The sequence below is a fragment of the Streptomyces sp. NBC_01268 genome (assembly GCF_036240795.1).
Taxonomy (GTDB): domain Bacteria; phylum Actinomycetota; class Actinomycetes; order Streptomycetales; family Streptomycetaceae; genus Streptomyces.
Genome location: NZ_CP108454.1, coordinates 904,737 through 926,263 on the forward strand (window position 1 = coordinate 904,737; position 21,527 = coordinate 926,263).

At 75.1% G+C, this 21,527-nt stretch carries 16 protein-coding genes; 10 read left to right on the forward strand and 6 right to left on the reverse strand.

From position 1 onward, the window contains the following. Positions 1-31 precede the first annotated feature (31 nt). The gene (locus tag OG309_RS03835) at positions 32-919 is read left to right on the forward strand and encodes a CAP domain-containing protein (protein ID WP_329418285.1); all 888 of its coding nucleotides are present in this window, start codon (positions 32-34) and stop codon (positions 917-919) included. An 18-nt stretch (positions 920-937) separates the two neighbouring features. Here OG309_RS03835 and OG309_RS03840 read toward each other — a convergent pair whose 3' ends face one another. From OG309_RS03840 to OG309_RS03865, 6 genes are all read right to left on the reverse strand, one after another. Beyond that, the gene (locus tag OG309_RS03840; protein ID WP_329418286.1) at positions 938-2,458 is read right to left on the reverse strand and encodes a sigma-70 family RNA polymerase sigma factor; all 1,521 of its coding nucleotides are present in this window, start codon (positions 2,456-2,458) and stop codon (positions 938-940) included. Between the two features lie 126 nt (positions 2,459-2,584). Beyond that, entirely contained in the window at positions 2,585-2,875 is a 291-nt protein-coding gene (locus OG309_RS03845; RefSeq protein ID WP_329418287.1) for a hypothetical protein, read from the reverse strand. A gap of 106 nt (positions 2,876-2,981) precedes the next feature. Then, a complete protein-coding gene (locus OG309_RS03850) occupies positions 2,982-5,207 on the reverse strand; it encodes an NADP-dependent isocitrate dehydrogenase (RefSeq protein WP_329418288.1) in 2,226 nt (741 codons plus the stop codon). A gap of 45 nt (positions 5,208-5,252) precedes the next feature. Continuing rightward, a complete protein-coding gene (locus OG309_RS03855; RefSeq protein WP_329418289.1) occupies positions 5,253-6,290 on the reverse strand; it encodes a phosphoesterase in 1,038 nt (345 codons plus the stop codon). A gap of 60 nt (positions 6,291-6,350) precedes the next feature. After that, complete coding sequence (locus tag OG309_RS03860) at positions 6,351-6,548, reverse strand: hypothetical protein (protein WP_329418290.1); 198 nt, start codon at positions 6,546-6,548, stop codon at positions 6,351-6,353. Positions 6,549-6,563: 15 nt separating this feature from the next. Next, on the reverse strand, positions 6,564-8,402 hold the full coding sequence (locus OG309_RS03865; protein ID WP_329418291.1) for a glycoside hydrolase family 15 protein: 1,839 nt from the start codon (positions 8,400-8,402) through the stop codon (positions 6,564-6,566). Positions 8,403-8,620: 218 nt separating this feature from the next. Here OG309_RS03865 and OG309_RS03870 point away from each other — a divergent pair, with 218 nt between their 5' ends. From OG309_RS03870 to OG309_RS03910, 9 genes are all read left to right on the forward strand, one after another. Continuing rightward, positions 8,621-9,403 (forward strand): glycosyltransferase family 2 protein, encoded by a 783-nt coding sequence (locus OG309_RS03870; RefSeq protein ID WP_329418292.1) that lies wholly within the window; start codon positions 8,621-8,623, stop codon positions 9,401-9,403. 615 nt (positions 9,404-10,018) lie between these two features. Then, positions 10,019-10,795: a glycosyltransferase gene (locus OG309_RS03875; RefSeq protein WP_329418293.1), complete on the forward strand. Its 777-nt coding sequence runs from the start codon at positions 10,019-10,021 to the stop codon at positions 10,793-10,795. Between the two features lie 5 nt (positions 10,796-10,800). Then, entirely contained in the window at positions 10,801-12,348 is a 1,548-nt protein-coding gene (locus OG309_RS03880) for a glycosyltransferase family 4 protein (protein ID WP_329418294.1), read from the forward strand. Then, the gene (locus tag OG309_RS03885) at positions 12,345-14,795 is read left to right on the forward strand and encodes a lipopolysaccharide biosynthesis protein (protein WP_329418295.1); all 2,451 of its coding nucleotides are present in this window, start codon (positions 12,345-12,347) and stop codon (positions 14,793-14,795) included. The genes OG309_RS03880 and OG309_RS03885 overlap by 4 nt, the downstream gene beginning before the upstream one ends. Continuing rightward, positions 14,792-16,675 (forward strand): glycosyltransferase family 4 protein, encoded by a 1,884-nt coding sequence (locus OG309_RS03890; protein ID WP_329418296.1) that lies wholly within the window; start codon positions 14,792-14,794, stop codon positions 16,673-16,675. Before OG309_RS03885 ends, OG309_RS03890 begins: the two co-directional genes overlap by 4 nt. Further along, positions 16,657-17,481 (forward strand): PIG-L deacetylase family protein, encoded by an 825-nt coding sequence (locus OG309_RS03895; RefSeq protein WP_329418297.1) that lies wholly within the window; start codon positions 16,657-16,659, stop codon positions 17,479-17,481. The genes OG309_RS03890 and OG309_RS03895 overlap by 19 nt, the downstream gene beginning before the upstream one ends. Further along, positions 17,478-19,046, forward strand: a complete 1,569-nt coding sequence (locus tag OG309_RS03900; protein WP_329418298.1) for an ArnT family glycosyltransferase — start codon at positions 17,478-17,480, stop codon at positions 19,044-19,046. The genes OG309_RS03895 and OG309_RS03900 overlap by 4 nt, the downstream gene beginning before the upstream one ends. Then, positions 19,043-20,146: a glycosyltransferase family 4 protein gene (locus OG309_RS03905; RefSeq protein ID WP_329418299.1), complete on the forward strand. Its 1,104-nt coding sequence runs from the start codon at positions 19,043-19,045 to the stop codon at positions 20,144-20,146. Before OG309_RS03900 ends, OG309_RS03905 begins: the two co-directional genes overlap by 4 nt. Next, positions 20,143-21,447: a beta-galactosidase gene (locus tag OG309_RS03910; protein ID WP_329418300.1), complete on the forward strand. Its 1,305-nt coding sequence runs from the start codon at positions 20,143-20,145 to the stop codon at positions 21,445-21,447. Before OG309_RS03905 ends, OG309_RS03910 begins: the two co-directional genes overlap by 4 nt. Positions 21,448-21,527: the final 80 nt, after the last annotated feature.

A 21,527-nucleotide genomic window follows, 5' to 3' on the forward strand; every position in this document is an offset into this window, starting at 1 on the left:
GTCCGGCGGCCACGAACAGGGAGCGGAGCAGATGCAGCACGACGCGTACGACGCAGGCGTCCCGAACGACCGCCCGGGACCGCCGCCCGAGAGCGCGGCCGGCCGGCACCGCAAGGGGGCCGGCGGACACCGGCACGGACACCGACGGGCCCGCCGCCCTGCCCTGTCCTTCCGCGCGGTGGTCACGGCGGCGGGGGCGGTCGCCGCCGCCCTCACCGTCACGACCGGGGTGTACGTGGCGACCCTCGGCACCCCCGCCGACGCCGGGACCCGCCCGGACGCGGCCGGGAGCCCGGCACCGCTGCCCGTGGAGCCTGCGCCGTCCGGGACCACGACGTCCGCCGCACCGGCAGGCTCCCCGGCGGCCGACACGGCCGGCCGGGTCACCGCCGCAGCGGCCACGACCGCCGCCCCGTCGGCCCCGCCGGCCGCGAGGCCCTCGCCGGCCCGTGTCACGCGCGTGGTCGCCGCACGGCCCGCGACCGGCCAGGAGACGCAGCGGAGGGCTCGGGCGGCGCCCGCGGCCGCCGGGACCGCCGCCCAGTACATCGACCAGGTCCTCGCCCTCGCCAACACCGAGCGCCGGAAGGCCGGTTGCGAACCGCTCCGGTCCGACGCCAGGCTCCGGACGGCCGCGCAGAGGCACGCCGACGACATGTCCGACCGCGACTACTACGCCCATGACACCCCGGAGGGACGCAGCCCGGGCGACCGGATCACCGCGGCGGGGTACGACTGGTCGACCTGGGGCGAGAACATCTTCCGCGGGCCGCACACGCCCGCCGAGGCGGTCGACGGCTGGATGAACAGCGAGGGGCACCGCAGGAACATCCTCAACTGCGCGTTCAAGGAGATGGGCGTGGGAGTGAACCTCACGCCCAACGGCCCCTGGTGGGTCCAGGACTTCGCCTCCCCGTGAGGGCCGCCGCCGTGCCCCTCACCCGAGGGGCGCTGCCAGCTCCTGTACCCAGATCGTGCCGTCGGGCCCGGAGACCGCGGCGACGCCGGTGTCCCGGTACGCGCAGTCGAGGAGGTTGCGGCGGTGCGGGGGGTCGGCCATCCAGTCGGCCACAACGGACGCCGGGTCGGCCTGCCCCTGGGCCAGGTTCTCGGCCCAGGCGCTCCAGGAGTAGCCAAGGCCCTCGAACCGGCTCCCGGCGTCCGTGCCCTCGGGGGTCGTGTGCCCGTAGTAGCCCCGGGCCACCATGTCCCGCCCGTACGCCTTGGCCGCCGCGGACAGCTTCGGATCGCGCCTGAGCGGGGCGCACCCCACCTCGGCCCGATGCCCGTTCACCAGCGCGTTCACCCGCTCCTCCACGCTCGGACGCGGCGCCCGGCTCGGGCTCGGCGTCGGCGAAGGGTGCGGCGGGGGAGGCGGGGTCGTGGTGCGCGTGACGGTCGGCGTCAGCGGGGCGGGCGGCGCGGGCGCGGGCTTCCGCAGCTCCGTGGCCCGGTCCGGGTCACCCGGTACGAGCAGGACCACGGCACCGAGGATCGCGAGGGCCGCCGCGGCGGCGGGCCAGAGGTGGCGGCGGGGCCGACCGGATACCGGGCCCGGGGCGGGGGATGCGCTGCCACTGCCGTCCGCGAGACCGGATCCGGAATCCTGGATGCCGGATCCGGTGTCCGGGCCCTCCCCCGTCCACCCCACCGTCTCCATCCCCCCGGCCCCGGCCCCACCCCGCCCGGCCCACACCAGCAGCGGCGGGACGAGGCCGAAGCCGACGAGGAGGCCTTCGGCCGGGGCGAGGCCCGTGCGGGTGGGGGCGCAGTGGCGGCAGGTGTCGAGGTGGCGGGCGAGGCGTTTGCGCCAGAGCGGGGAGGGGCGGCCGTCCCAGCCGTCGGTGGTCTCGGCGAGCCGCGGGCAGGGCGGAACGGCGGCGAGGGCGCGGACGACGGTGCGGCCGGTCTCCAGGCGTGCCTTCATGCGCTGGACGCGGACGGCGGCGTGCCGGGGCGGCACGTCGAGGGCGGCGGAGAGTTCGGCGCGGGTGAGTTCGCCCGCGGCCTCCAGCCACCACAGGGAGAGGAGCTCCCGGTCCTCGTCGTCGAGCCAGCGGGTCGCCTCGGCGACCTCGCGGCGCTGGCCGGTGAGGCCGAGGCGGAGGATGGTCAGTTCGGTGAAGTCGCCGGCCGGGTCGGCGAGGGTGGCGGCGCCGTCGAGGCCGGGCAGCGGCGCCTGCTGGCGTTCCCGCCAGCGGTGCCGTATCCGGTTCATGGCGATGGCGACGAGCCAGGACCGGAACCGGGCCGGGTCGCGCAGGCCCGGCAGGCCGTCGAGGGCGCGGACCATCGTGTCCTGGACGAGGTCGTCCACGTCGGCGTGGCCGTCGAGGGCGCGGCCGACGATGTTGTAGACGAGCGGCAGGTAGGCCCGGACGAGGTCGTCGCCGGCGCGCGCGTCACCCGCCCGCGCCGCCTCGACGAGCTCGGCGGTGCGGTGCTCGACGCTCTCCATGTGCTGTGCTCCCTCGTCCCCGGTGACGGCTTCCGCCCGGTGCGGGCCGTCGTCGGGAGACCGCGGGGAACGGCCGGGACAACACTTTTCCCGGCGGCACGTGTCCTGTGTCCCCCGAAGGGGCCGCTATCCCGACAGGTGCGGCAGGGTCGGCACCGTCGCCCCGCCCCCTTCCCGTACGGCCGCGACGACGGCGTCGTGCAGGTCGCGGCTCTCCTCCTCGGATCCGCAGAAAACCGGACTGCCCGACATGGTGAACCAGTCGGAGGCGCCGCTGTACTGCACGGCCACACGCGCTTCCCGCTCGGCGAAGGTGGTGTGCACGGTCAGATCGCCCGTGACGACACCGGCCTCGTCGGTCAGGACCCCGCCACGCCCGGTGTAGACACCGGCGGTCGTCCATGATGCCCAGCTCATCCATCCAGACTCACACCCGGACGGCGGATGCGCCACCGACGCGACCGCCCCGGCCGGACGGATGTCCGGCCGGGGCGGTGCTGGTCCCGCGTGGGGCCCTCGCGGATCAGGCGAGGGTCGCGACGGCCTCGTTGAAGGTCGCGGACGGGCGCATCACGGCCTCGGCCTTGGCCGGGTCGGGCTGGTAGTAACCGCCGATCTCGGCCGGGGAGCCCTGGACGGCGATCAGCTCGTCGACGATCTTCTGCTCGTTGGCGGAGAGCGTCTCGGCCAGCGGGGCGAAGGCCTTGGCGAGCTCGGCGTCGTCGGTCTGGCCGGCCAGCTCCTGGGCCCAGTACAGGGCCAGGTAGAAGTGGCTGCCGCGGTTGTCGATACCACCGAGGCGACGGGTCGGCGACTTGTCCTCGTTGAGGAAGGTGCCGGTGGCGCGGTCGAGGGTGTCGGCGAGGACCTGGGCGCGGGCGTTGTCCGTGGTGGTGGACAGGTGCTCGAAGGACGCGGCCAGGGCGAAGAACTCGCCGAGGCTGTCCCAGCGGAGGTAGTTCTCCTTGACGAGCTGCTGGACGTGCTTCGGGGCGGAGCCGCCGGCACCCGTCTCGAACAGGCCGCCGCCGGCCATCAGCGGGACGACGGAGAGCATCTTGGCGCTGGTGCCCAGCTCCAGGATCGGGAACAGGTCGGTCAGGTAGTCGCGCAGGACGTTGCCGGTGACCGAGATGGTGTTCTCGCCGCGGCGGATGCGCTCCAGGGAGAACTTCGTGGCCTCGACCGGGGACAGGACCTTGATCTCCAGGCCCTCGGTGTCGTGCTCCGGCAGGTACGCGTTGACCTTCTCGATCAGCTGCGCGTCGTGGGCGCGCTCGGCGTCCAGCCAGAAGACGGCCGGGTCGCCGGTGGCGCGGGCGCGGGTGACGGCCAGCTTGACCCAGTCCTGGATCGGCAGGTCCTTGGTCTGGCAGGCGCGGAAGATGTCGCCCTCGGCGACCTCCTGCTCCAGCACGGTGGCGCCGGAGGCGTCGACGAGGCGGACGGTGCCGGCCGCGGCGATCTCGAAGGTCTTGTCGTGGGAGCCGTACTCCTCGGCCTTCTGCGCCATGAGGCCGACGTTCGGGACGGAGCCCATGGTCGACGGGTCGAAGGCGCCGTGGGCGCGGCAGTCCTCGATCACGGCCTGGTAGACGCCGGAGTAGGAGCTGTCCGGGAGGACGGCGAGGGTGTCGGCCTCCTGGCCGTCCGGGCCCCACATGTGGCCGGAGGTGCGGATCATGGCCGGCATCGAGGCGTCGACGATGACGTCGGACGGCACGTGCAGGTTGGTGATGCCCTTGTCGGAGTCGACCATGGCGAGGGCGGGGCCCTCGGCCAGCTCGGCGTCGAAGGAGGCCTTGATCTCCTCGCCGAGGCCGTGCGGGATGGACTCCAGGCCCTTGAGCACGGTGCCGAGGCCGTCGTTGGCGGACAGGCCGGCGCCGGCGAGGACCTCGCCGTACTTGGCGAAGGTCTGCGGGAAGAAGGCGCGCACGACGTGGCCGAAGACGATCGGGTCGGAGACCTTCATCATCGTGGCCTTGAGGTGCACGGAGAAGAGCACGCCCTCGGCCTTGGCGCGGGCGACCTGCTCGGACAGGAAGGTGCGCAGGGCCTCGACGCGCATGACGGAGGCGTCGACGACCTCGCCGGCGAGGACCGGGACGGACTCGCGCAGCACGGTGACGGTGCCGTCGGCGGCGACGTGCTCGATGCGCAGGGCACCGGCCTCCGCGACGACGGTGGACTTCTCGGTGGAGCGGAAGTCGTTCTCGCCCATGGTCGCCACGTTGGTCTTGGACTCGGAGGTCCAGGCACCCATGCGGTGCGGGTGGGTCTTGGCGTAGTTCTTGACCGAGCCGGGCGCGCGGCGGTCGGAGTTGCCCTCGCGCAGGACCGGGTTGACGGCGCTGCCCTTGATCTTGTCGTAGCGCGCGCGGACGTCCTTGTCCTGGTCGCTCTGCGGGTCGTCCGGGTAGTCCGGGAGGGCGTAGCCCTGCGCCTGGAGCTCGGCGACCGCGGCCTTGAGCTGCGGGATCGAGGCCGAGACGTTCGGCAGCTTGATGATGTTCGCCTCGGGCGTCTTCGCGAGCTCACCGAGCTCGGCGAGGGCGTCCGCGATGCGCTGGCCCTCTTCGAGCCACTCGGGGAAGCTGGCGATGATGCGCCCGGCCAGGGAGATGTCACGCGTCTCGACGTTGATCCCGGCCGTCGAGGCGTAGGCCTTGATCACGGGCAGGAACGAGTACGTCGCCAGGGCGGGCGCCTCGTCAGTGTGCGTGTAAATGATGGTCGAGTCAGTCACCGGGTGTGCTCCGCTCCACGTCTGCGTCTGCGAGATTGCTCGACATCAAGATATCTCGTGATCGGGCTCCTCGGGAAAGGGGTCCTCGGGAACCGGACTCGCGAGCCGGTACGGGGCGGGCCCCGGGTCGAGGTCGACGCGGCGCACCAGGCCGAGCAGGACGGCGGCGACGGCCGCTCCGGTGCCCGCGGCGAGGGCCTGGCCGCAGCGGTGGGCGATGCGGGGCAGCTCGGCCGGGACGGGCCCGGCGCCCGGCAGGCAGCCGGGCAGCAGATAGGTGCCGACGGCGAGCCCGGCGGCGGCGACCAGGACGAGCGGGACGGCCACGAGGAGCCGCTGCGGGGGCAGCCGCCGCCGGGTGGCGGGGCGGATCTTCCCCTTGCGGGCGAGGAGCGCGACGACCGCGGAGAACGCGGCGAGCACCAGCAGGTCGGCGGCGATCACGTCGCCGGGGCGGTGCCTGCCGGAGGCGATGCCGTACGCGCCGAGGGCGACGGCCCACAGGGCGGCCAGGCCGACGGCGCCGGTCCGCAACCGGTGGGGGACGACCAGGACGAGTCCCAGGGCCGTGCCGGCGGCGATCACGCAGGTGGCGCTGGGGAAGCCGCTCCGTACGGCGGCGCCCGACGCGTCGACGAGGTGCGGCCCCGGCGCGTACCGCTGGAGGAGGACGGCGGCGAGCAGGGCGGCGGCCACGGTGCCGAGGGCCAGGCCGGTGAGCGCGTACCGCTTGCGGAGCGCGCCGACGGCGGCGAGCAGCACGACGGCGAGGACCAGGGAGAGGGTGCCGAGGCCGCGCAGCGAGGGGTGCTCGCGGAGGAACTGGGCGACGGCGGGGTCGGCGAGCCGGCCGGCGAGCGCGGCGTCCCCCCAGCGTCTGCCGGTCGCCGTGAGGACGAGTCCGGCGTAGGCGACGGTGAGCAGGAGGACGGCGGCGAGGCAGGCGCGCCGCATGCGTATGCGGATGCGGGAGCTGAACGATCCGGCGGCCTCGGCGGCGACGGCGGCGTACCACCAGGTGTCACCGGCCGTCGCGACGCTCCGCGGGGAGCCGCCGGTACGGTGCCTGTCGAAGGGTGCCATGCCACGATTCGACCCCGGCGCGGACGGGTCCGCCCGCTGGAGGCACCCGAACGACACGCGTCAGGACGTGCGCCTCGGCAGGGCGGCGGCCCTCGCCGGCTGCGCCCGGCCGAACGCCGCGGGCCACTGGACGTGACGCCGCTGCCGGCGGAAGACCCGGCCGGTGCGGATCGCGGCGATGCCGCGGATCACGATGCCGAGGACGGCGCTCGGTACGCCCGGGTGCGCGCTCGTGGTCCGCCCCCTGCTCCCCGTCACCCGCGGTCGGCGCGATCACGCCACAGGGGTGCGGTGGGCGGGGGCGCGTCCGCCGTTGCGGGCGCGGCGCCTGGTCCCGTCGAGGGTGAAGGCCGTGTTGACGAGGGCGACATGACTGAGCGCCTGGGGGGTGTTGCCGAGTTGGCGGCCCGTGGCGGGGTCCCACTCCTCGGAGAGGAGGCCCACGTCGTTGCGGACGTCCAGGACCCGTTCGAAGACGGTGCGGGCCTCGGCCGGGCGGCCGGTCAGGGCGAGCGCGTCGGCGTACCAGAACGTGCAGGCCAGGAAGGCCCCTTCGGCGCCGTTGAGGCCGTCGACGTCGTGGACGTGCCCGTTCCCGGTGTCGGCGTAGCGGCGCAGGAAGCCGCGGTCGTCGAGGCGGCCCATCGCCCGCACGGTGCGCAGGACGCGCGGGTCGTCGGGGGGCAGGAAGCCGAGCCGCGGGATCAACAGGGCGGTGGCGTCGAGCCGGCTCGCGCCGTAGTACTGCACGAAGGACTGCTGGGAGTCGCTCCAGCCCTGCGCGCAGACCTCCGTGCGCAGTTCGGCGCGCAGGGCCTGCCAGCGGTGCACGGAGCCGCGCAGGCCGGCGACACGGGCGAGGCGCACCGCGCGGTCGGCGGCGACCCAGGCCATCACCTTGGAGTGGACGAAGTGCCGCCGGGGTCCCCGGACTTCCCAGATGCCCTCGTCGGGTTCCCGCCAGCGTTCGCCGAGGTACTCCAGCAGCGCCGCCATCAGGCTCCACACGTGCGCGTCGAGGGTGACCCCGGCCCGTACGGCGGAGTAGATGGTGCTGAGGACCTCGCCGTAGATGTCGAGCTGGAACTGGTCGACGGCCGCGTTGCCGAACCTGACGGGTTGTGAGTTCTCGTAGCCGGGCAGCCAGTCGGCCTGCGACTCGGGCAGTCGCCGCTGTCCCGCGACGCCGTACAGCGGCTGGAGGTCGGCCGGGTCGCCGGCGACGGCGCGGACCAGCCAGTCCTTCCAGGCGAGGGCCTCCCTGCGGTAGCCGCTGCGCAGCAGGCAGGAGAGGGTGAAGGTGGAGTCGCGCAGCCAGCAGAAGCGGTAGTCCCAGTTGCGCAGCCCCCCGATGCACTCCGGCAGGGAGGCGGTGGCGGCGGCGATGACGCCGCCGGTCGGCTCGTAGGTGAGCGCCTTCAGGGTGACCAGCGAGCGGATCACGGCGGCGCGGGCGGGCCCCTCGTAGTGGAGCCCCGCGGCCCACTCGTCCCAGAAGGCGAGGGTCCGGTCCAGGGCGAGGGCCACGTCGGGCGCGGCCGGCGCCGGGGTGTGCGAGGGGTGCCAGCCGAGGACGAAGGTGACGCGCTGTCCGGCGACGACGGGGAAGGCGAAGGTGGCCCGGTCGGCGGTGACGTCGGGGTCGCCCGCGCCCGGGCCGCAGTGCAGCCGGGTCGCGTCCGGCCCGGCGACCGAGGCGAGGGTGCGCCGGTCCACGGCGCGGGTCCACGGCGCCACGCTGCCGTGGTTGAAGCGGACCCTCAACTCGCCCCGCACGTCGACCCGTCCGGCGATCCCGTCGACGACCCGGACGATCCGCGGGGTGCGCTGGCGCGGCGGCATGAAGTCGGTGATCCGGACGGTGCCGGTGACGGATTCCCAGACCGTCTCCAGGACGAGGGTGTCGCCACGGTAACTCCGGCGGCTGCACGGAAGACCGCCGGCCGGGGCGAGCCGCCAGCGGCCGTGCCGCGCGTCCCCGAGGAGGGCGGCGAAGCAGGCGGGAGAGTCGAACCGCGGGGCGCACCACCAGTCGACCGATCCGTCCCTGCCGACGAGAGCGGCGGTCTCAAGGTCGCCGATGAGGGCGTAGTCCTCGATGCGCCCAGCCATGTCGGGAATTCTAATCCCGGGGCAGGCGAACCGCAGGAGCGCGCGGACCGTCAGCGGCGCGGAAATACCTCCGTTCACGGCCCGGGCCTTCATACATTCACGGCCCGACGCATAAGGAGTGCTTCCGGAGACGGGCACGCGCATTCCTTGACCCGGGGGCCGTATGCGCACGATGCTGAAAAGCAGCCGCGCACAGCGGAGATGCAGAAGGCCGAACCATGAGCAGCGAACCGCACCCCCTGCGTCGCTCGACCGACCGCCTGCCCGCCACCGGCACCCGCACGGTGAGCCTGGTGGTGGCGGTCCGGCCGGACGACCGCGCGACGGACTGGCTGCTCGCCCAGATCCCGCCCGCCGTACGGGAGGTCGTGCTGGTCGGAGGCGTACGGGCGGACCCGGAGCGCACCCCGCGCGGGGTGTCGGTGCGTCGGCTCGGCCCGTGGGACTGGGCCTCCGGCGACGTGCCGCACGCCGGCCTGCTGGCCGCGACCGGCGACCACGTGGTCCTCATGGGCGCCGACGGCAGCATGTCCCCGCGGGAGATCCCGCATTACCTGCACTACCTGGAAAGCGGGTTCGACTTCGTCAAGGGATCGCGTTTCATCGCGGGCGGTGATTTCGCGGCCTATCCGCTGCACCGGCGTCTCGGTCACAGTGCGCTGCTGCGGGTCGCCCGGCAGTTGTACGGCCAGCACCTGACCGATCTCTGGTACGGATTCTGCGCTTTCCGGCGGGAATTCGTCGACCTGCTCGCCCTGCGCGAGGACGGGGTGGAACTCGGCGCCGAACTCGTCGCCCACGCCCTGCACTACGGGCTGCGGGTCGCCGAGGTCCCCAGCCTCGAACTCCCCCGCCGCCACGGCCCGTCGCACCCCCGCACCCTCCGCGACGGCGGCCGCATCCTCGGCACGCTGCTCGCCGAGCGCCCGCACACCGCGCTGCTCCGGCTCGCGCCCGCGAACCGGCACGGCAGAGGCCCAGGTCCGGCGGCCAGCGGTTGACGAAGCTCCGGGCGGATGCTAAGCGTGGAAGACAGTGCATCGACCCGATGCACACCTGACCCTCGGCAGGGTCGGTTGTCGGAAGAGGCGCGTCATGACCTCCCTCCCCATCAGCCGAGTGCCGGTGGCACCCGCTCCGCATCCTCTGCGGCGGGTGACCGACTGGCCCACTGCCGACGCGCGCCGCCGTTCCCCGTGCGCGCGCACCCGCCCGGCCACGCCGACCGCGCACCCCGCGCGCCGCGCGTCCGACCGCGTCCGTGACGCGGCCCGGCTCTGCCGCCGCCACGCCGAGGCGCGCAGGACCCGACCGACCCCCCGTCGCCGGCGTTCCCGCGCCGTCCGCACCCGTGCCACGGGTGGCCGGCGACGGTCGGACGGCTCCTCCGGCCCAGCCGCCGACGACGGCGGTCGTCCGCACCCCGGCGCCCGCCCCGACCCGGTCCGGCACGCCGCTCCCCCACACCACGGCCCCCGGGCCCGTAGGCCCGCCGCCCCGGCACCTGCCGCGCGCCGCCGGATCCCGGTCCCCGCGCTCGTCCCCGCCGTGGCCCCCCGCACCCGTACCCCCGCGCCGACCGCGCGCCGGGCCTTCCCCCGAGGAGGCGAGGCGCGATGACCGCGGTCCGCGCGCACCCCCCGCTCCCCCGCTCGCTCACCCGGCCCCCGGTCGAACTCGAGCTGATCATCCCCGCCTTCAACGAGCAGCGGCGACTGCCCTCGACGATCACCGCGACCCTGCGCTACCTCTCCCGGCGCCCGTGGTCCTCCTCCGTGGTCGTGGTCGACAACAACAGCGTCGACGGCACCCTGGACGCGCTCGACCGGTTCACGGGCACGCCGAGCGAGCTGCCGGAGACCGGGCTCGACGTGGGCTTCCACGTGATCGGCTGCGGCGAGCAGGGCAAGGGCGCCGCCGTGCGGCGCGGTATCGAGACCTCCTCCGCCCGGTTCATCGGCTTCGCCGACGCCGACAACGCCACCCCCATCGACACCCTCGACCGGGTCGTGGAGCTGCTGCGCGCGGGCCACGGCGCGGTCATCGCCTCCCGGCACGCCCCCGGCGCCCACCTGGAGGTCGAGCAGGGCGCGCTGCGGCGCGGCGGCGGCGCGCTCTTCCGTACGCTCGCCCACCTCACGCTGCCGGAGATCGCCGACACCCAGTGCGGCTTCAAGTTCTTCCCCGGTCCACTCGCCCGCGAGATCGTCCGCGACTGCCGCGTCGACGGGTTCGCCTTCGACGTCGAACTGCTCGCCCATGTGGTGAAGGCCGGGCGGGACGTCGTGGAGGTGCCGGTGGAGTGGACCGACCAGGACGGCTCGACCTTCTCGGCGCGCCGGGACGGGCTGCGGTCCATGGCCGACCTGCTGCGGATCTCGATGGCCAGGTGAGTGCCGTGACCACGCCCTCGCACCCCGTTCCCGGCCCGGTTCCCGGCTCCGGCCCCGAGGCGGCCCCGCCGAGCGCCACCGCGCTCGCCCGGCTCGCCCGCATGGACATCGCGTTCCTGAACTGGCGCGACCCCTGGCACCCGGACGCCGGCGGCGCCGAGGCGTACGCCCACGAGATCGCCCGGCGGTTCTCGGCGGCCGGGGCGCACGTCACCTTCGTCTCGTCGCGGTACCCCGGCTCGCGCGCCCGGGAGTACCGCGACGGGCTGCGGATCGTCCGGGGCGGCGGCACCTTCGGCGTGTACGCGGCGGCCGCGGCCCACCTGCTGCGCAACCGGCACGCGTACGACGCCGTCGTCGACTTCCAGAACGGCATCCCGTTCTTCTCACCGCTGTTCACCCCTCGCTGGACCGCCGACCTGTGCGTCATCCACCACGTCCACCAGCACCAGTTCGACGTGCGGTTCCGCTGGCCGATGAACACGGTGGGCAGGCTCCTGGAGAAGCAGGTCAGCCGCACCGTCTACCGGGGCAGGCCGGTCGTCGTGGTCTCGCCCTCCACCCGCGAGGGCGCGCGGCGCGAGCTCGGCTTCGGCAACACCCTGCACATCGTGCCCAACGGGCGCCCCGCCGGGGCGCCGGACGCGCCCGACGGCGCCCGCAGCGACACGCCCGCGCTGACCGTGGTCAGCCGTCTGATGCCGCAGAAACGGGTCGACCTGCTGGTGCGGGCCATGCCCGCGCTGCTGCGCCGGATCCCGGCGCTGCGCGTGGACGTCTGCGGCGACGGGCCGGAGCTGGGGGCGCTGAAGGAGCTGGCGAGCCGGCTCGGGGTGGCCTCCGCCGTCGTCTTCCACGGGCGCGTCAGCGACGCGCGCCGGGCCGAGCTCTTCCACCACGCGTGGCTGACCGTCGTGCCCTCCGTCGCCGAGGGCTGGGGCCTCACCGTGATCGAGGCGAACGCCGTCGGCACCCCCGCGCTCGCCTACGACGTGCCGGGGCTGCGGGACGCCATCCAGCCGGGCGTCAACGGGCGGCTGCTCGACCCGTCGACCGACCTCGCCGACGGCGTCGCCGCGGCGCTCGCCGAACTCGCCGACCCCGCCGCCCGTGTACTCGCCGCCGCGCGCTGCCGCGCCTGGGCGGCCGCCTTCTCCTGGGACGCCAGCGCCGAACGGCTCGCGCAGGTCCTCCTGGAGGAGCTGCGGCGCATCCACCGGCACCGGCGGTCCCGGCGCGGCCCCAACGACCTCGCCGTACTGGGCCGGTTCACCGCCCCGGACGCCGAGGCCGTCGAGCGGGCCGCCCGCGACGCGCTGCGCCAGACCGACGTGTGGCGCCGCGAGGGCGACTCCTTCCAGGTGCTGCTGCACGGCTGCGACGAGGTGCAGGCGCTGGCCGCGCTCGCCCGGCTCGGCGTGCGCGACGCGTCCGTGGCACTGGCCGGCGGCCGGGACGTCCTGGTGGGCGGGGCGTCCCGGCACCTTCCCGGCACGGCACGGCGCGCCCTGCGGCCGCCTCGCCCCGGCTCCGGTCGGGAGGCCGGGGCATGACCTCCGCCCAGCCCCTCGCCGCCCGCTCCGAGGCGCACCCGGACGCGGTCACCGCGGTGCGCGGCGCCCGCTGGATCGCGACGGCCGCGGTCGCCGCCGGAGTGCTCAACTACGTCTACGCGCTGGTCCTGACCCGGCTCCTCGACGTCACCGCGTACGCCACGTTCGCCGCGGGTCAGGGCCTCGTCGTGTGCACGGCGGCGGTCGCCGTGGTGACCGTGCCGTGGATGCTGGCGCAGGCGCTGGCGCGGGCCCGGTCGGAGGCCGAGCGGGCCGAGGCGGTGCGGTTCGCGGTGGTGACCGGGGTGACCGGCGGGCTGGTCGCGGCGCTCGTGGTCGGGACGGTGTCCGCGCAGTTCGCCGGCGCGGCGACCGTCGCCGTGATCTCGGCCGCCACCTTCCTCATCTACGTGACCCGGGTCAGCGCCGGCTGGCTGCAGGGCACCGAGCGGCTGCGCACCCTCGCGGTCGTCACCGCCGCCGAGGCGGTGCTGAAGCTGGCCGTGGGGCTGCTGTTCGTCTCGGTCCTGGGCCTGGGCGAGACGGGCGCCCTCGCGGCCTTCGCCGTCGCCGTCGTGCCGTACTTCTTCTGCCGGCCCCGCCGTCTGCGCGGCGGCCGGGGACGCCCGTGGACGACGGTGGCCGGCAACCGTGAGCTGTGGCGGCGGGCCGTCGGGGTCGCGTCCCTCCAGGGCGTGGTCGCCCTGATGGCGGCGGTGGACGTCATCCTCGTGGCGGTACTCCCCACCGACCGTTCCGCGGCGGCGAGTTACCAGGCCGCGGTGATGCTGGGCCGGGTGCCGCTGTTCCTGGCGGGCGCGGTGTCGATCGCCTTCCTCCCGGCCCTGTCCCGGCGCCGCGCGGGCACCGCTCTCTCGGGCGACGCGCTGCGGATGTACCTGATGGTGGCGCTGCCGCTGACGGTGGTCGCCGCCACCACGCCCGCCGCCCTCCTCGACATCCTCTTCCCCTCCGGTTACGCCCGGGTCAGCACGCTCCTCGCGCTCACCGCGGTGACCGGCCTCGCGCTCGGGGCGCTCGCGCTCCTGGTGACGTTCTGCCAGGCCGTCAACGACTACGCGTGCCTGCCGCCGCTGCTCGCGGGGCTGCTCCTGTACGTGACGGGGCTCGCCGCGGGCTGGTCGGCGGACGGTGTGTTCGGCATGGCGGTCGGCGGCATGTGCGGCACGGTCACGGCGCTGGCGCTGTTCGCCGTCCGGCACGCGCGCCGCTACGGGTTCGGCCCGGCGAAGGGCCTGTTCGGGGTGTCGCTGCTGTGGCCGCCGGTGCTCGTGGCGGCGCTGGTGCTGCTGCGGCCGCACACGGTGGCGTGGCTGCTCACCGCCCTCACCGTCACGGTCCTCGCGCTGTGGTGGTTCTTCGGGCGGCACAGCGAGCCCACCCGTGACGGGGCGCCGGAGCCGGAGGAGCCCGGGCCCACGACCGCGCCGGACGAGGAGCGGTCGGTACGCCTGCTGGTGGACGCGGTGTGGCGGGGGCGCCCCGGTCCTGCCGGGGACGCGGAGCTGCTCGGGGCGCTGGCCGTGGCGCGGCGCAACCAGGTCGAGGGCCTGCTGGCGCGCGCGTACCCGGACCGGCTGGCCGCCGTCCGCGCCGAGGTGGACGCCGCCACCGGTCTCTTCCGGCGCAATCTGACGGAGTCGACCGCCCTGCTGCGGTCCGCCGGGATCCCGACCGTCCTCATCAAGGCCGACCTGTCCGGCGACTACGTGTACGGCAACTTCGACCTGGTGGTGCCGACCGGCCGCTGGGAGCAGGCGCAGGAGGTGCTCGCGGGCTGGTACGTGCACCGGGAGCGGTACTGGCTGGAGCGTTCCAGCAAGGTGCTCCTGGAGCCTGCCACCGGCCCCTCGGCCCATCTCCACATCGCGGTCTCGTGGTTCGGGGTGCCGGTGGTGCCGACCGACCGCCTGTTCGCGCGCGCCGTCCCCGGCTTCGGAGACGGCAACGGCAACGGCAACGGCAACGGAAGCGACGGCCGCAGCGGCAGCGGAGACGGTGACGGGCACGGCGACCGGCAGGACGACGGCGTCGGCTGGCTGGTGCCCTGTCCCGCCGACCGGCTGCGGATCTGGCTCGCCCACGCCCTGTTCCAGAACCTCACCCTCGACCTGTCCGAACTGCTCGCCCTGCGCGAGCTGCTGAGCCCCCCGGTGGTCGCCGAGGCCCGCCGGGAGGCGGCCCGCGAGGGCTGGTCGGCGGGTGGCGCGCGCGCCCTCGCCACGGCCCTCGCGGCGATGGAGCGGCTCGACCGCGGGGAACCGGTGCCGCTGCCGGTGCCGCTGCCCGTGGGGACCTCGCTGCGGGCCGGGGCCGAGCACTCGGGCCATCTCCTCGGCGCGGGCCGGGTGCGCACCGCGGTCCGCGAGGCCTCGCTGCGGGTGCCGCTCGTGGTGACCAAGCGCGTGCGGAGGCGGGTGCCATGACCAGGATCACGAGCCCGGGGGCGCCGGCCGGCCGCGGGCCGCACGGCCCCCTGCTGGTGGCCGTGTCCGGGCCGGACAACACCGGCAAGTCCTCGCTGGTGGGCGCGCTCGCGGGGCTGCTGCGGCGGCGGGGCTTCGCGGTGGCCACGACGCACTGCTACGGATGTTTCCTCTGCCGGAGCTTCCCGGTCCCCCCACGGGTGAGGGACGAGGGGGGACCGGGCGAGACGGGGAGGACGGGGAGGTCGGGGGAGGACGAGTGGGCACGGCGGTCCGCGCATCCCGAGCGCCGGGGATCGCGGTTCCGGCGTGCCCACGCGTTCCTCGACGCGGGCGAGCTGGCCCTGCGGATCCGGGTGGCCCGCCTGCGCGTCGGGCTGCTCTCCCGGGGCCGCCCCGCCGTCGTCCTCACCGACCGCGGCCCGCTGGACGGCCTGGTGAAGTTCGATCTGCCGCCCGGCCGCGGCGCGGCCCGGACCTTCGCCCGGGTGGCCGAGGGCTATGACCTGACGCTGCTCCTGGAGGCCTGCCCCGACACGCTGAACGGGCGCGGGTGGGAGGCCGCCGCGGGCTCCCCCGCCGCCTGGTGGGCGCGGTACCGCGCGTGGGCTGCCCGGCTGGCCCGGGTGGCGCGGGTCGACGGCGAGCGCCCGGCCCGGCTGGTGGCGGTCGCCGCCCTGGAGCACGTCCTGGACTCCGTACGTCCCGAGGAACGTCCGCCGGGGCCGGAGTCCGGTGAGCGCAAGCGGGTCGTCGTGTCCATCTACGACGACGCGGAGAACACCGACTACCGGGGCGGCGGGGCGCTGGTGGTGGAGAAGCTGGCCCGACGGCTCGCCGAGCAGTACCGGGTGACGGTGGTGACCGCCGGGCGCCGGGGCGGAACCCGGCAGCGCGACGGCGTCCGCTACGTCCGGCTGCCGGTGTGCCGGGCCGGGCCGCGCGCCGGGCAGCTGCTGTTCCTGATGCTGCTGCCGGCGGTGGCGCGCCGGATCCCGCACGACGTGTGGCTGGAGAGCTTCACCCCGCCGTTCTCGACCAGCTTCCTGCCGCTGGTCACCCGCTCCCCCGTCGTCGGCATCGACCAGGGCCGGGCCGCCGAGGCGCTGTCCCACCGCTACCACCTGCCGTTCACCCTGGTGGAGCGGCTGGGACTGCGCTGCTACCGGCACATCGTGGCGCTGAACGAGGCCGACGCCTCGGCCGAACGGCTGCTGAGCCCGCGCGCCGACGTCCATGTCATCGCCAACGGGGTGGAACAGCGCCAGCTCGACGACGCCCGCCTCGGCAGCGGCGACACCATCCTCTTCCTGGGCCGGATCGACACCTGGGTCAAGGGCCTCGACCTGCTCCTGGAGGCCTACCGGCAGGCCGCTCCGCCGATGGACCTCGTCCTCGCCGGCAGCGGCACCCCCGCCGAGGAGCGGCGGCTGCGCCAGCTCCTCGCCGACCAGGGCCCGGGGGTCCGGTGGGTGGGGTACGCGGACGAGGAGCACAAGCGGCGGCTGCTGCGGGACAGCGCCTTCGTGGTGCTGCCCTCGCGCCACGAGACCTTCGGCCTGGTGGCCCTGGAGGGCATGACGTACGGCAAGCCGGTGCTGCACTTCGACCTGCCGGCGCTGCGCTGGATGCGCGGCGGCGGCGACGTGGCCGTACCGCCCTTCGACACGGCGGCGTACGGCGCGCGCATGCGGGCGCTGGCGACCGATCCGGCGCTGCGCAGACGGCTCGGCCGGCAGGCCGGCCTGACCGCCCAGCACTACACGTGGGACGAGATGACGGGCCGCTATCTGGCGCTGGTCCGCCGGCTCGTGGAGGTGCCCGCCGTACGGCGGCGGCCGAGGAAGGACAGGGGTGTGCCATGGCAGACGACCCGCTGACCGCGCTCACCGCCCGTGCGGCCCCGCTCCTCGTCCTCTCGCCGCACCCGGACGACGCCGTGCTGTCCTGCGGCGCCCTGCTCGCCGCGGTGCGCAGGCCGGCCGCGGTGACGGTGATGACGGTGTTCACCGAGGCCGCGCCGCCGCCCCACACGCTGTCCGCCCGGCAGTACCTGCGGCAGACGGGGGCGGCGCACGCCGACGAGCTGTACGCGGAACGGCGCGCCGAGGACCGCGCGGTGCTGGCCCGCCTCGGCGTGGTCCGATTCCACGCGGGCTTCGTCGACGGCCTGTTCCGGCGCAGTCCCGATCCGGGGCGGTGGCGGGTCCGGGCGGCTCGGCTGCTGCCCGAACTGGGGCACGTCTACCCGACGTACCGGCTGCACCTGTCCCGTGGCCGGCTCTCGCCGCGGGACGGCGAGACCCTGCGCCGGGTGACCGAGACCATCCGGGAGCTGCTGCCGCGCGGGCGTGGTCTGCTGCTCGCGCCGCTCGGCGTCGGCGGGCACGCCGACCACGTGCTGGTGCGTACGGCGGCGGCGCTGAGCGGGCTGCCGGCCGTCTACTACAGCGACTTCCCCTACAGTCTGCGGGCCGCCGCCGACCCGGCGTTCACCGCCGGGCTCGGCGCCACCCGGGCGACCTGGGACCGGGGGCTCGACGCCAAGGCGGAGCTGATCAGGGGCTACCGGACCCAGGTGGACGCCCTGTTCCCCGGCGGGCGCATCCCCAGCGTCCCCGAGGTGTACCTGCTGCCGGCCGGGGTGCCGGACGCGGCGGCCCGCACCGCCGGAGGCAAGCCATGACCCTCCCCCGCCCCTCCACCGCGGCGGCGTCCGAACGGGCCGACGAGCGACCCGGGCCCGAGCACGGCCGGGTGTTGCGACGGCCGGTCCCCACGCTCGTGTACGCGCTGTTCGCGGCGGCCCTGACGGTGACGCTGCGCCTGGTGCAGGTGGGCCGGGCCGGGGACCTGTTCGTGGACGAGCTGATCTACCAGGACCTGGGGCGCGGCGCCCTGCACGGCGGATTCCCCGGCACCGAGGAGGGCCTGTTCTTCCTCCATCCGCCCGGGTTCTTCTATCTGGAGGCCGGCTGGATGAAGCTGTTCGGCGAGCACCAGGACGTCATCGCCGAGGTGCACTCGCTGCGGGTGCTCAACGCGCTGCTCGCCGGGGTGACGGCCGCACTCCTGGTGGCTCTGGTCGCGCGGATCCGGTCGCGTCCCGCCGGGCTGGTCGCCGGTCTGGTCTTCGCCCTGGACCAGTTCTGCATCCGGCAGAACAACCGGGTGCTGCTGGAGACCGACACCATGGTGTGGGTGCTCGCCGGGTTCCTCGTACTGGTGCCGCTGTGCCGGGAGCCACTACCGCGCAGGCCCCGGCTCCGGGCGGCGGCCGCCGGACTGCTGCTCGGCACGGCGGTCCTGACGAAGGACCACTCGGCGCTGATCACCGTCCTTCCGCTGCTGCTCGCGCTGGCGCTGGGCTGGGGGCCGCCACGCCGGCTGACCGCGCTGACGGCGCTGGTCGCGGTGGTGCCGTACACCGTGTACGTGAGCCTGGTGTTCGGCTTCGGCCACGGTGCGCAGTTCTGGGACGAGAAGACGCACGGGGTGCGGCGGCTGCTCGGCTTCGTCCAGGAGACCGGGTTCAACGCGCCGGGCACCCCCTCGCTCTCGGGGCGCCTGTTCGCGGAGCTGCCCGGGTACGGGACCACGTACCTGCTGCTCCTGCTCACCCCGGTGGCGCTGTACCTGCTGCTGCGCCGCCGTGAGCCGGTGTATCGGCTGCTCGCCCTGTTCCACGCCTGCGCGATCCTCACCCTGGCGTACGCGCTGGGGCTCGGCACCCTTGAGGAGCAGGCGCTGTACCTGCTGTTCGTGCCGAACCTGGTGGCGCTCGCGGTCACCGTGCCGGTGCCCCGGCACCGGCCCGCGCTGCGGGCGCTGGCCGTGGCCGGCATCCTCGGCGTGCTGCTCGCTCCGGCGGCGGTGTACGCCACGGGCCGCTGGCAGCCGGACGACGGCTTCGTGAAGCTGCAGGCGTACCTGCGGACGCACGTCCCGGCCGGAAGCGGCATCGTGACGGTCGACGGGCAGCGGACCCGGGGCGTCACCTACTGGACCTTCGAGGACCGCTACCGGCTCGGCAACTGGATCACACCCGAGACGCGGAGCGCGGAGCGCGCCCAGTACGCGATCGTGCCCTGGAAGGTCGTCGAGCAGGGGTACGGGCGCAGCCCGCTGCCCGAGGTCCGCGAACTCACCCGGGGGGCCCGGCTCCTGTTCGAGTTCCAGGGGCCCACCTACGGATCGCTCGCGCTGTACGAACTGCCGTCGCTCCCCGGCCGTCCGGCGGGGCCGGGATGAGCTCCATCCCGCGCCGCCCGCGTGTCCTGCTCCTGACCAGCAGCCCGCTGGACGGGGCCGACGGGGCCGACGTGCGGCTCGCCTCGGACGTGCTGGGGGCGCTGCCGGACATCGAGTTCGTGTGGTTCTCGCAGTGGCCTCACCGGCGCGGGCACCCGCCGCCGCACCCGCCCGGGGCGCACGCGGTGCGGATCCTGTCCCGGGACGGGGTGCCGCACGTGCCCGAGCGGGTGCAGTCGGCGGTGGCCGGGGCGGTGTTCGCGCGCCGCTGCGACCTGGTGCACGCCTTTCTGACCATCGGCCGCACGCTCCCGGCCTTCTCCCGGCTGCGCCCGCTGCTCCTCGGCGCCCGGCCGGTCGTGCACACGGTCCCCGGGGTGATGGACCCGCGGCTGCTGCCCCGGGTCCGGCCGCTGGGGACGACGGTGGCCCTGTCGGAGTCGATGGCACGCCGGCTGCGGGCCGCGCGCTTCGGTGACGTACGGGTGATCCCGCCCATGATCCCGCTGGAGGACTGGCCGCCGCGGCCCCGTCCGCGCGGGGTGCCAATGGTGCTGTACGCGGGGCACCACGACCCGCAGGGCGGGGCGGAGATCGCCGTCGAGGCGGCGGCGGAGGCCGCCCGTTCGGGGGCCAGGTTCCGGCTGGTGCTCGCGATGCGCGGGCGCCCGGGGCAGGACACCCACGCCCTGGAGGAGACGCTGCGGGAGAAAGCGGGGGCGGAGGGGCTGCCGGACGTGGAGGTCCGCGGCTACGTCGACGACATGCGGGAACTGATCACGTCCGCGCACGTGCTGCTGTTCCCGCCGCCGATGATCGGCGGCAAGGCGGACATCCCGCTGACCGTGCTCCAGGCGCTGGCCACCGGCCGCCCCGTGATCCTCAGCGACCTGCCGCAGTTCGCCGACTTCGGCAACGCGGTGCTGCGGGCCCCGGCGGGCGACGCGCGCCGCACCGGGCAGCAGCTGGTGTGGCTGCTCGACCAGCCGCGCTCCTGGGACGTGCTGGCGGAGCGCGGGCGGGCCGCGGTGGAGGAGCACTTCGGGCCCGAGCGGTTCGCCGCGCAGTACGCGGCGCTCTACCGGGAGCTGCTGTCATGAGGCGCCCCTGGCCGGCCAGGCACCTGTCGCTCGGCCTCCTCGCGCTCCTCGCGGCGCTCGCGCTGGTCGCCGCGACCGTCGGCGCCCTGGACCGGAGCCCGCCGGGACCGACGGCCCCCGCGTACTCCTTCGGCACGCTCCAGACCGATCCGGAGCGGGCGGACACCGAGTACGCGCACGGGCTGCGGGTCGCCCATCTCCAGATCGACTGGAGCCGGTTCGAGCCCGAGAAGGGCGTGTACGACGACGGGTACGCGCAGCAGGTGCGGGAGCGGCTGCGGGCCTTCCGGGACGCGGGGCTGCGGGTGGAGGCGGGGCTCGGGCTCAACCATCCGCCCGACTGGCTGGCCGACGCCTACCCCGAGTCGGTGTGGCGCAATCAGTACGGGGAGACGTCCTCGACCACGCCGAACATCGTGTTCAGCGCCCCCGTCCGGGCCGAGGTCGCCTCGTACGTCCGGCAGGTGAAGGACCGGATCGGGTGGGACGAGCTGTGGGCGATCCGGCTCGGCATCGACGAGAACGGGGAGTTCGGCTATCCGGCGCCTGCGTCGGACGGGCACGACGACGCCGAGTTCTGGGCCTACGACCGGCACGCCCAGGAAGCGAGCCCGTACCCGGGCTGGCGGCCCGGGGAGCGCACGTACCAGGGGGCGCCGTTCACCGAGCGCCAGGTGCGGCGCTGGTACGACTGGTACCTCGCCTCGCTCTCCGACGCGGTGAACTGGGAGATCGGCCTGTACGCCGGGCTCGGTCACCACGGGGTGCTGAAGGTGCTCGTGCCGGGTGCCGGTTTCCACCCGGCCGACTACACGGCCGCCGTCTCCGGGTACCTGGACGGGACGCGCTCGGCGCGGCTGATCGGCCGGGGCGTCGGCTTCTTCGTCACGCTGGGACTGCTCGACCACCGGCCCGGCGTGCACCTCGTCACCACCGCCCTGGTGGACGGCACCGGCGACCCGGTCGACAACGGCTGCGCCCCGGGCGACGCGAGGACGTTCGCCGCCGCGGTCGCGGGCGGCGCCCCGGCCGCCGACGACGCCGTCCGCTCCTGGTCCTCGCCGCGTTGGGTGGCGGCGGTGGCCCGTTCCGAGGGCTTCGCCCACCTGGACGGGGAGAGCGCGGGTCAGCAGGTGGCCCCGTACGGGCCGGGCGTCATGGCGGCGGCCTTCCGCCAGTTCGACTCGTGCCGTCTCGAAGGGCTGATGTGGGCCTTCGACCACAACCTGTACGACGGGACGCCGGGTTCCTCGCTGGAGGCGTACACCGCGATGGTCCGGGCACGCACGGGCGGGGGCTGACGGGCGGGGGCGCGCCGACGGCTCGGGAGGGGCCGGCGGGACCGGAGGGAGCGGAGGGGCCGGGGAGGGACTGGCGGGAC